The sequence below is a fragment of the Rhizobium mesoamericanum STM3625 genome, assembly GCF_000312665.1.
In the GTDB taxonomy this organism is placed as follows: Bacteria; Pseudomonadota; Alphaproteobacteria; order Rhizobiales; family Rhizobiaceae; genus Rhizobium; species Rhizobium mesoamericanum.
Genome location: NZ_HF536772.1, coordinates 3,510,908 through 3,521,551, shown reverse-complemented (window position 1 = coordinate 3,521,551; position 10,644 = coordinate 3,510,908). Strand labels below are relative to the sequence as shown.

At 59.5% G+C, this 10,644-nt stretch carries 9 protein-coding genes and 1 pseudogene; 5 read left to right on the top strand and 5 right to left on the bottom strand.

Annotated elements, in window-relative coordinates:
- The first annotated feature begins 604 nt into the window (after positions 1–604).
- Positions 605–1,483 carry a hypothetical protein gene (locus BN77_RS17260; RefSeq protein ID WP_040677327.1) on the top strand — a complete coding sequence of 293 codons (879 nt, stop codon included), beginning with the start codon at positions 605–607 and terminating at the stop codon, positions 1,481–1,483.
- Here BN77_RS17260 and BN77_RS17255 read toward each other — a convergent pair whose 3' ends face one another.
- The gene (locus BN77_RS17255; protein ID WP_040677864.1) at positions 1,484–1,936 is read right to left on the bottom strand and encodes a GatB/YqeY domain-containing protein; all 453 of its coding nucleotides are present in this window, start codon (positions 1,934–1,936) and stop codon (positions 1,484–1,486) included.
- A 273-nt stretch (positions 1,937–2,209) separates the two neighbouring features.
- On the opposite strand from BN77_RS17255, the gene carA reads away from it, so the two are divergent.
- The 3 genes and pseudogenes from carA to BN77_RS17240 all read left to right on the top strand — a co-directional run bounded on the left by carA (position 2,210) and on the right by BN77_RS17240 (position 4,637).
- Positions 2,210–3,415, top strand: a complete 1,206-nt coding sequence (gene carA / locus BN77_RS17250) for a glutamine-hydrolyzing carbamoyl-phosphate synthase small subunit (protein ID WP_007534204.1) — start codon at positions 2,210–2,212, stop codon at positions 3,413–3,415.
- Between the two features lie 277 nt (positions 3,416–3,692).
- A complete protein-coding gene (locus BN77_RS17245; protein ID WP_007534202.1) occupies positions 3,693–3,986 on the top strand; it encodes a hypothetical protein in 294 nt (97 codons plus the stop codon).
- A 331-nt stretch (positions 3,987–4,317) separates the two neighbouring features.
- Positions 4,318–4,637: pseudogene (locus tag BN77_RS17240) on the top strand (antibiotic biosynthesis monooxygenase family protein).
- A 12-nt stretch (positions 4,638–4,649) separates the two neighbouring features.
- Here BN77_RS17240 and BN77_RS17235 read toward each other — a convergent pair.
- The 3 genes from BN77_RS17235 to BN77_RS17225 all read right to left on the bottom strand — a co-directional run bounded on the left by BN77_RS17235 (position 4,650) and on the right by BN77_RS17225 (position 8,506).
- Positions 4,650–6,053: an MATE family efflux transporter gene (locus BN77_RS17235; protein WP_007534197.1), complete on the bottom strand. Its 1,404-nt coding sequence runs from the start codon at positions 6,051–6,053 to the stop codon at positions 4,650–4,652.
- A 143-nt stretch (positions 6,054–6,196) separates the two neighbouring features.
- Positions 6,197–7,444, bottom strand: a complete 1,248-nt coding sequence (locus tag BN77_RS17230; RefSeq protein WP_007534195.1) for a TCR/Tet family MFS transporter — start codon at positions 7,442–7,444, stop codon at positions 6,197–6,199.
- Between the two features lie 156 nt (positions 7,445–7,600).
- A complete protein-coding gene (locus tag BN77_RS17225) occupies positions 7,601–8,506 on the bottom strand; it encodes a LysR family transcriptional regulator (RefSeq protein WP_007534193.1) in 906 nt (301 codons plus the stop codon).
- Between the two features lie 104 nt (positions 8,507–8,610).
- On the opposite strand from BN77_RS17225, the gene BN77_RS17220 reads away from it, so the two are divergent.
- Positions 8,611–9,606, top strand: coding sequence for an aldo/keto reductase (locus BN77_RS17220; protein WP_007534191.1), 996 nt, complete (start codon positions 8,611–8,613; stop codon positions 9,604–9,606).
- 40 nt (positions 9,607–9,646) lie between these two features.
- Here BN77_RS17220 and ypfJ read toward each other — a convergent pair whose 3' ends face one another.
- Positions 9,647–10,564 carry a KPN_02809 family neutral zinc metallopeptidase gene (ypfJ, locus tag BN77_RS17215; protein WP_007534189.1) on the bottom strand — a complete coding sequence of 306 codons (918 nt, stop codon included), beginning with the start codon at positions 10,562–10,564 and terminating at the stop codon, positions 9,647–9,649.
- Between the last annotated feature and the right edge of the window lie 80 nt (positions 10,565–10,644).

Here is a 10,644-nt window from a genome sequence, read left to right as displayed (position 1 = left end):
GGCCAAAGGGCGCGCTATTCACAGGGGGCCCACAGCCTTCGAAATTCTCTAGGGCCGGCTGTTCAAAAATGCGTTACTACCCCTGCGACAGGGGGTGCGACACTGAAGGCAGCAACCCGCGTTCTGCGTGTATGGGAGGCTAGCGGTCCACCCCCCCATCTCTTGCCGATTGTCAAAAATCGATGACAGAACAATAGCTTCGCAATTGCGCCAACGGCGCTCGGCGATCGAGCAGCGACCGCTTGCGGCTCCGATGACACACATAAGGCAGCCCCCGACGCCAATCATTATTTTTTTGTAATTTGAATCACTTGCCGCATCGCAATAACCTCTCAGTCAACACAGCGATCCCCATGCGAGGCACCATCCCTACCCCCGGCGCCGTCTCGCAAGGGTGTCTTTGCAAGTCATCGGTGGCTTGGATCTCGGTCCTGCGTCGCCACCGAAAGCAAAGAGCAAGAAGGCAGGAGCACCCCCAGCTCCTGCCTTCTTTAATTTCACCCAGAAGTTTTATTTCTGTATGTTCCGCCTCCATCGGGGTCCGTGGAAGGCATTGACAGTTATCGCCCGATGCCTAATGAAAGCGACTTATCGGGACGGTCGAATGCCACATAAAGTTGAAGATTTTTTAGAGTGCGACGCCTTTTTCGTGGCCGTGCTGCGTTGTGCCCGCGAAATGCTCACGATCTATCGCGAAAGTCCGCGCATCGCGTCGATCTTTGCCGCGCAACAACGCTGGCTGATGGCCCATGCCGGCTTTGCCCTTCATTTCGGCTACCCCGGCGAACCGAAACTCGGCCTTTATTCAGGCCGTTTCATCGCCTTCGTCGTGGCCAACAAGATTGCAAGCCGCAATACCGCCGCGGCCTTCATCCAGGAAATGCTTGCCTATCGCTTCCTTCGTCCGGTCGAAAGTGCAAGCGACAAGCGCACACGCCTGCTGGAGCCTACGGAAACCGCCCACGAACACTTTTTCAGATGGCTTGCCACCCACCTTTTCATTCTCGACACCCTGGACGGCGGCAATCGGCTGGACCGGATCAACGCCGACCCGGCGGCCTTCTCCACGATGCAGCCGCTGATTTCCAAGGCGATCATCGATAGCGACGCCGTCCGTGACCCTGGCGCAACCTACGGCCTGTTCAACTGGGCTAATTCAGGCGGCCTGATCATGGACTACCTCATGAGCCGCCTCGACAACTTCGATCGCAGCTCGCAACGCGCTTATATCGGGCAGCTGTCGCTCAAGGAAATCCGCAACCAGTTCATGATCTCCAACACGCACCTGAAACGCCTGCTGACGCAGGCCTTTGAAATGGGAAGCGTCGGCTGGACCGAGCCGCCCTACAAGGGCGACACCTGGCTCTCCCACGGCTTTGTCATGGAGTATTGGGGATATCAGGCGGCAAAATTCGCCGTGATCGACGCCGCCGCGGAGGCAGTGCTAGGGCCGGCCGCCAGAAAAGTGGCGAGCCAGCGCTGATCAGTTCAGTTGCTCCTTGACGGCTCCGGAGGCCTTGGAGAAATCCATCTGTCCGGCATAGCGCTCCTTCAGAACGGCCATCACTTTTCCCATGTCCTTCGGACCGGCCGCGCCAATCTCAGCAATGATCGCCGCAATGTTGCTGCGCACTTCGGCGTCTGAAAGCTGCTTCGGCAGGAAATCCTGCAGCACGGCGATTTCGGCACGCTCCTTGGCTGCCAGTTCCGGACGTGCGTTTTCTTCGTAGATTTTCGCCGATTCGTCGCGCTGTTTCACCATCTTGGCAAGGATCTGCAGAATCTCGTCGTCACTGGCCTCGTCCTTGCCAGCGCCGCGATTGGCGATATCCCGGTCCTTGATCGCGGCCTGAATCAGGCGAACGGTCGAAAGCCGCTCGGCGTTCTTGGACTTCATGGCATCCTTGAGGGCGGCGGCGAGTTGATCGCGCAACATCATAATCACTCCTGTTTGATTGCCGCTTCATAAACCACGCGAATGCATGGGATCAAATAAATTGCGGAAAACGCCGGCAGAAAGCGCGAGAAAACCGGCAGAATGTGCGGTACAAAGATTGACCTCGCGCAATAGCGTGGCTATTTACCGCCACCTGCACCAAAATTCGTGATCAGGCCTGAGAGCGCGTGCCTTGCCGCGCGCATATGCTTGCGAACCAAATGGCTGGCCAACGTTGCCCAAGGACGTGTGGCTGCCGGAAACGGGATTAAGATGACCGCGACAGCACCCTGGACAACCGAAAAGCCGACCGCCCTGCTCGTTCTTGCAGACGGAACCGTCATTGAAGGCAAGGGCATCGGCGCGACCGGTAAGGTCCAGGCCGAGGTGGTCTTCAACACTGCGCTGACCGGATACGAAGAGATCCTGACCGATCCTTCCTATCTCGGCCAGATCGTCACCTTCACGTTTCCGCATATCGGCAACATCGGCACCAATGACGAAGACATCGAAGACCTGACGCCGGCAGCCCGCCACGGCGCGGTAGGCGTCATCTTCAAGGCCGACATCACTGATCCGTCCAACTATCGCGCCGTCAAGCATCTCGATGCCTGGCTGAAGGCGCGCGGCATCATCGGCCTGTGCGGTATCGACACCCGCGCACTGACGGCTTGGATCCGCGAGAATGGCTCGCCGAACGCCGTCATCGCATACGACCCGAACGGTGTCTTCGACCTTGAGACGCTGAAGGCGGAAGCCAAGGCCTGGAGCGGCCTCGAGGGCCTCGACCTCGCCAAGGTCGCTTCGTCAGGCCAGTCGTCGCAGTGGGCGCAGACCCCGTGGATCTGGAACGAAGGCTACGGTGAGCTTGCGCCCGAAAATGCCAGGTACCATGTGGTTTGCCTCGACTACGGCGTGAAGCGCAACATTTTGCGCCTGTTTGCCGGCCTTAATTGCAAGGTCACGGTGCTGCCGGCTACGGCGAGCGCGGAAGACGTGCTTGCCATACAGCCGGACGGTATTTTCCTGTCGAATGGCCCGGGTGACCCCGCCGCAACAGGTAAATACGCAGTTCCCGTCATCCAGAAGCTGATCAAGACCGACATCCCGGTCTTCGGCATCTGCCTCGGCCACCAGATGCTCGGCCTCGCCCTCGGCGCCAAGACCGAGAAGATGCACCAGGGCCACCACGGCGCCAACCACCCGGTGAAGGACCACACCACCGGTAAGGTCGAGATCGTTTCGATGAACCATGGCTTCGCCGTTGACACGAAGTCTCTGCCAGATGGCGTTGAAGAGACTCACGTTTCCCTGTTCGACGGCACCAATTGCGGCCTGCGGGTATCAGGCAAGCCGATCTTCTCGGTGCAGCACCACCCGGAAGCCTCACCCGGTCCGCAGGACAGCCATTACCTCTTCCGCCGCTTCATCAATCTGGTGCGCGCGAAGAAGGGCGAGGAAGCCCTCGCCGAACGCTGAGCAGTATTCGTGGACGTAGTGCCAAGTCCCGCCTTTCTGAACTGACCCGTTGTTGCCCGACATTATGGGTCGGTTCACCGGCGCGCAGCCTTTAACGTCCATCGCCAGCCGCAGAGCGTTTGCGCGCCCTTTGGCCACCCGGGTGCTGCGTTTGAAAATGCCCGCTCCTGAGCGGGGGCTCCTCCTATTTATTGGTTGCACGTCCGCCACGAGATATCCGTTTGAATTGTGCCGCGAGTGCTGATTTATTGTGTCTTGGACATGGAGGCAGCCACCCATGAGATTCTTGGTTCTCGCCGTTGCGTGCTTGCTCCCGACGGTATGTCTTGCCGCCGGGCCCGTGAAGGTCGATGCCAAGGACTACAGCTGCGCACAACTCGCGCAGATTATTCGCCAATCCAAGAAGGTCTATGTTCGCCTGGGCTTCGGTGGCCGCAATTTCCGCTACCCGCCGGCCCAATGCGGCCCCGGAGACAAGCTAAGCACCGCTAGTCTGCGCGACGGCAGCGGCAGGCAATGTCTGCTGGACTACGCCTGCGTCAATGATCCGATGTCGATGTATAACTATTAGCTCGACGCTGATCTTCAAAACCGACCACACTTGGCAGTCCGCCGGGTTGGTCGCGCGGGCTCAAAAGGAAGGTGTGCCAACCTAATCACCTCCGTACCGGCTGCGGGCCGGCGAAGAACGGCTGGCTCGCCGCGACCAGGCACGACGCGACCGAGGTCCGTCATAGGTCGCGCCATGTTGGCTCCGGCAACCTCAATCTGCCCATCCAGTCGAGCTTTCAGCTCGCGTATCGCTGCTTCGATGTCAGATGGACATGTTTCAACCTATTGACTTCAAGTTGACTTGAAGAATTACACCCGCCTTTGTGATATCCAAACCAAAGGAGATGAGAATGAACGGAGCGTTTTACCGGATTGACAAGTTCGCCGTTCCGGGGCCGCGCGCGAGGAATTCCTGATAAACGTGCTGAAAACGCATGAAGTCCTGCAAGCCCAGGAAGGCTTTATCAGCCATCAGGTACTGGAGCAGGTTTCGGGTCCTGGCGAATTCAACTTCGTGACGATCGTGCAATGGGAAAGTGTCGACATGATCGACCGGGCAAAGGTCGCGGTGCAGGCAGCCCATCGCGCCCGAAACTTCGATCCGCAAGCGCTGTTTCAACGGCTCGGCATTCGAGCCGACATTGCCAACTACAGGCCGGTCGCAGCTTGATCAGGTGGCCGGCTAGACGCCGGCCATGGTCTTCTCGCGGCCAAGAAGCAGATAGAAGCGTGCGCAAAGCATCACGGCCGCCGCCGCAAGCCCGACGAGGAATCCGAACCAGATGCCGATGCCGCCGAAGCCAAGCGGGAACGCAAAGGCCCAAGCGAGGAAGAAGCCAATCGGCCAATAGGCAATCAGCGCCAGGATCATCGGCACACGTGCATCCTTCAGACCGCGCAGCAGGCCGTTTGCGATTGCCTGCAGGCCGTCGACCAACTGGAAAAGCCCTGCAACAACGATCAAAGGCCCGGCATAGGCAAGCACCTGGGGCGCCTCGGGCAGCTTCGTGTCAAGGAACAAGCTTCCGAGAAACTCCGGCGCGACGGCAAACAGGACGCCGCCTGCACCCGCGATCAGGCAGGCGATCACGACGACTGCGATCGATGCCCGAACAACCGCCGTGTAGTCGCCCTGTCCGTGCGCCACGCCGACCCGAACGGTCGCCGCCTGCGACAAGCCGAGCGGGATCATGAATGCGATGGAGGCCCATTGCAGCGCGATACCATGCGCCGCAAGCTCGATTGTGCCGATGTGGCCCATCAGCAACGAGGCAACCGTGAAGAGGCTCACTTCGGCGAGAATCGTCACGCTGATTGGCAAACCGAGACGCACGACTTCCCAGAACGCCTTCCAGTCTGGACGCCAGAACCGCACGAAGATCTCGTAGCGGCGCGTGTCCGCCCTGCTCTGTACGTAGCCGAGGATGAACAGGAAGCCGGCAGTCTGTACGACCACTGAAACGATCGCCGCACCTTCCAGGCCCATCGCCGGAAAGCCGAAATGCCCGAGAACCAGTGCATAGGCGAAGAAGGCATTCAGCACGAGCATCGCGATCGTTACGTTGAGAATGACGGCGGCGCGACCGATCGCACTGACCAGGGCGCGCATGACGTTGTAGAGGAGGCCCGGCAACACGCCGAACTGACCGATCAGGATATAACCGTGCGCCAGTGCCGCCACTTCGCGCTTCTGTCCGGCAGCAAGCAATATCCGCTCGGAGTTGAAGAACGCCGGCAGCATGATCACCCAATAGGCGAGCACCACCCAGAGCCCCATGCGCAGCGAGCGACGCACGCTGACGACGTCGCCCCTGCCATAGGCCTGCGCAACCATCGGTATGACGGCGATCGCGAAACCCGAGCCGAAGACGAGGATCGTGAACAGGAACTGCGCCGAAAGCACCATGGCGGCGAGATTTTCGGCGCCGAGGCGCCCCACGATCATCACGTCGGTCGTGTTGATGCCGAGCTGGGCGAGCTGCGCACCGATCAGCGGGATCCCGAGCGCCAGTGTGGCCCGGAAGTGCGCTGCCCAATGGTTATCGGTTCTCGGCGCAAGCTTGCGCGCGTCGATCGGCGTGTCCATGACACTGTTCCTGTGATTGAATCGGCAACGGCCGCAGGTTGCGGCAAGGTTATCGATAGGGCTTAGATCAAAGCGCCGCGAAGAACTACTGAAAACTATGCAAATGATGAAAAATTCATCATCGCATCACGAATTCTGATAGCTCATTCCGCCGGCTGCTCGACGATGTCTGCGGCCTTGGCCGTTCGCACCTTCGCCAAAAATACGATGGCTGCGATCAGGATGATGATGGCAGAAAGAAGAAAGGGCGCTCCAGCAAAACGCACTGGCGCGTCCGGGCGCGTGAAGTAGCCGAACAACTGTGTAAAGATCAGCGGCCCGACGATGGTGGTGATGCTGCTAAGGCTTGTGAGCGCCCCTTGCAGCTCACCTTGAGCCGACGGCGGCACTTTGCCGGCCGCAATACTTCGCAGCGGCGGGTCGGCGACATTCTCCATCACGGTCAGCACGATCACAGTGTAGACCATCCAGCCTTCCCAGGCGAAGGCATAGCCCGTTAGTCCGACGACAGAAAACGACAGGCCAAGGACGGCAGTCTTCCACTCGCCCAGCACCGGCACGATTTTCGGCAAAATGACGCCCATGACGAAGGCCGCACCAATGCCGTAGATGCCAAGCGACAGGCCGATCTGCCCTTCGCTCCAGCCATAGCGATAGGTCGACACGAAGGACCAGACAGCGGGATAGACGGCATGCGCCAGCCAAAAAAGGAACATGACCGCGCATATAGGCCCGATACCGTCATAGTTTCGCATCTGCTTCAGAGTGCCCAACGGATTGGCACGCTTCCATTCAAACGTCCGGCGGTTCTTTGCCTCCAACGTCTCGGGGAGCATGAAGTAGGCGGCAACGAAATTGACGAACGATAAAGCCGCAGCCCCAAGGAATGGGACGCGGGGACCGAACTCGCCTAGGAAGCCGCCGATGACGGGACCGATCGTGAAACCGACGCCGAACGCAATACCGATCAAGCCGAAGTTCTTTGCCCGATTATCGTCATTGCTGATATCGGCGATGTAGGCCGAACAGGTCGCAAAGCTACCGCCGCTGAAGCCCGCCAGTGCGCGGCCGATGAAGAGCATCCAGAAGCTCGTCGCCACCGCACAGATAAAATTGTCGATCGCAAACGTCAGCACGGACAGAAGCAGGATCGGTCGTCGCCCGAAGCGGTCGCTGAGATTGCCGAGGAATGGCGCAAACAGGAATTGCATCACGGCGTAGACGACGAGCAGCCACCCACCGTCGAGCGCAGCTTCGCTCACGGATCCGCCGATCAGCTGTTCGAGATAGGCCGGCAACACGGGCATGATGATCGCGATCCCGATCACGTCGAGAAACAGAATCATGAAGACGAGGAAGAGGCCGCGACGAACGAATTTCGGATCGAGCATCAGACATCTCTACAGCAGGTTGTTTTCTGGAAAGACGATCGCGTCGCCGGTCTTGTTACATAACTTACGCATATGGGCGAAACAATCCGTGAACATTTCAAATCTTTTGATAGGCACACGACTTCTGTTGATGGAGAAGCGGAACAAAGGTGGATTCTAACCGCTTCTACCGCGTTCGTCTTTGACGAAGTCGACGAACGCGCGAAGCGCGGGTGGCAAGTGCTTACGACCGGCATAGTAGAGAAATGGCCCGGAGAATTCAGTTACCCATGCCCCAAGGATCGGCACCAGCGCCCCCATTTCGATGGCGGGGGACAGGACTTCCTCGAAAGTTCGGATGACGCCCAACCCCGCGATGGCTGCCGAGATTTCCATATCGATCGCATTGGCAATAAACGGTCCTTTCGGCGTGATCATCAGCGTCTCCTGGCCGCGCTCGAACTCCCATGGCAACGTCGCCCCACTCAAGAAGCGATGTCTGATGCAATCGTGCTCAAGCAGATCGCGCGGATGCTTGGGGACACCACGGCGCACCAGATAGTCAGGCGCGGCCGCCGTGACGTACCTCTGCCTGCGAGGTCCGATCGGCACTGCGATCATGTCGCGCTCCAGCCGCTCGCCGTATCGAATGCCGGCGTCGTAACCGGCGGCAAGCACATCGACGAAAGTGTCCTCACCGACCATCTCCAGTGAGATCTGCGGGTAACGCTTCAAAAAGCGGATAGCGAGATCGGGCAGGAAAAGCCGCAACGCGATTACCGGCACGTTCAGGCGGAGCGTTCCGCTCGGGCTGTCGCGGAAACTGTCGAGTTGCTGAAGTGCCTGTGCGACCTCCCCCAGCGCGGGCGCAAGCCTCTCCAGGAGCCGCTCGCCCGCTTCGGTCGGCGTGACGCTGCGGGTCGTCCGGTTGAGCAGGCGAACGCCAACGCGCTCCTCCAACCGCCGCACCGAGTCGCTGAGCGAGGACGCAGATACACCGCGCTTGCGCGCCGCGGCGCGAAAGCTGCGCTCCCTTGCAATGGCTGCGAAGGCATCCAAATCATGGAGGGGAAGATCTTCCATTGTGCATTTTCCCGTACAGGCCGTTCGCATTCATACGGATTATCGCACGAAGTCCGGTGCGGTAAAACAACTGAATGATCAATACCGCTACGAAGGAGAACGAAATGGAAAAGCATCACCTGGGTAGAAACGGTCCCTTGGTCTCGGTCGTCGGCCTCGGCTGCATGGGCATGTCTGGCATGTACGGGCCAGCCGACCGCGGCGAGAGCATTGCGACGATCCATGCCGCTCTCGACGCCGGCATTAACCTGCTCGACACCGGCGACTTCTATGGCATGGGCCATAACGAGATGCTTATCGGCGAGGCGCTAAGGGGCCGCAAGCGAGACGATATTGTCCTCAGCGTCAAATTCGGCGCCCTGCGCGATCCGGCCGGCAACTGGAGCGGTTACGACTCTCGACCGGCGGCGATGAAGAACTTCCTCGCCTATACACTGAAGCGCCTCGACGTCGATTACATCGATATCTACCGCCCTGCCCGCCTGGATCCCGACGTTCCGATCGAGGAAACCGTGGGGGCAATCGGCGACATGATCAAGGCTGGATATGTCAGGCATGTGGGCCTTTCGGAAGTCGGTGTGGACACGATCCGTCGGGCGGCAAACACGCATCCGATTTGCGACCTGCAGATCGAATATTCTCTGATCTCGCGCGGCATCGAGGACCAGATCTTGCCGACCTGCCGCGAGCTCGGAATTTCGATCACAGCTTACGGCGTTCTCTCCCGTGGGCTGATCAGTGGACATTGGCAAAAGGGGCAAGAAACGGGCGCTGGCGATTTCCGCCGTATGAGCCCACGCTTCCAAGCCGGTAATATCGAGCAGAACCTCGCGCTGGTCGAAGAGTTGCGCACGATCGCGCAAGCAAAAAAGGTATCGGTTGCACAGGTTGCCATTGCCTGGGTGGCGGCTCAGGGACAAGACATTGTGCCGCTTGTGGGCGCACGCAGGCGCGACCGGTTGACAGAAGCGCTCGATTCACGAGCCTTGCAACTCTCCTTCGAGGACATGGCGGCCATTGAACGAGCCGTGCCGAAGGATGCCGCGGCAGGTGCACGCTATCCCGACGCGCAGCTCAAACACATGGACAGCGAAAAGTGACGGTGCCCGCGCCTCCTCGCAAGGGAGAGGCTGCTTCAAGTCAAACAGGGTTGGAGAACGTATCACACGTTGAAAGCTGCCCGCTATCGAAGCCGCGTTTGAACCACCGCGCCCGCTGCTCCGAGGTGCCGTGGTTGAAGCTCTCAGGCACCACATAGCCCTGGCTGCGCTTCTGCAGCGTGTCATCGCCGATTTGCTGCGCTGCATTCAGCGCCTCCTCGAGATCGCCGGCCTCGAGAATTCCTTTCTGGTCGGTGAACTTGCCCCAAATGCCGGCAAGGCAATCAGCCTGCAGTTCGATGCGGACCGACATCTTGTTGGCATCCGCCTCGCTCATCCGCTGACGCGCCTGATTGAACTTCGGCAGGATGCCGAGCAGATTCTGGACATGATGGCCAACCTCATGGGCGACCACATAGGCTTCGGCAAAATCGCCGGAGGCACCGAACTGGCGGCTCAGCTGCCTGAAGAAAGCTGTGTCGAGATAGACCTTGTGATCGCTCGGGCAATAAAACGGCCCGGTCGCCGCCGAGGCAAAACCACAGGCAGACTGAGTCTGTCCGGAGAAGAGAACGAGGCGGGGCTCCTCGTATTGACGGCCCATGGACTTGAAAATTCCGTTCCACGTATCCTCAGTTTCAGCCAGGACTGTACGGACGAACGCGGTCATCTCGTCATTGGCGGGCGTCCGACCTGCCGAGTCGCTTTGTTCATAGCCAGGCCCGCCGGTCGTCATGCCGCCATCCATGATCTGCAGCAGGTCGATGCCCATCGCCTTGAAGACAAGGTAGATGACGACGAGGAAGATGATGGTGCCGATGCTCAAGCCACCGCCGCGCCGGCCCATGCCGCCGCCCGACGGAAAGCTGAAGCCCCCTCCACTGCCTAGTCCGCCCATTGAAGGATCGCCGCGGCGATCCTCGATGTTGTCGGACTGACGCCGGCCTTTCCATTCCATGACGGTTCCCCGCGCTAAACCTTCGGTCGCTGTAGGCTCATTTATATATCTCTGCCATCGGGAAATTCCAGCTTTCGGCC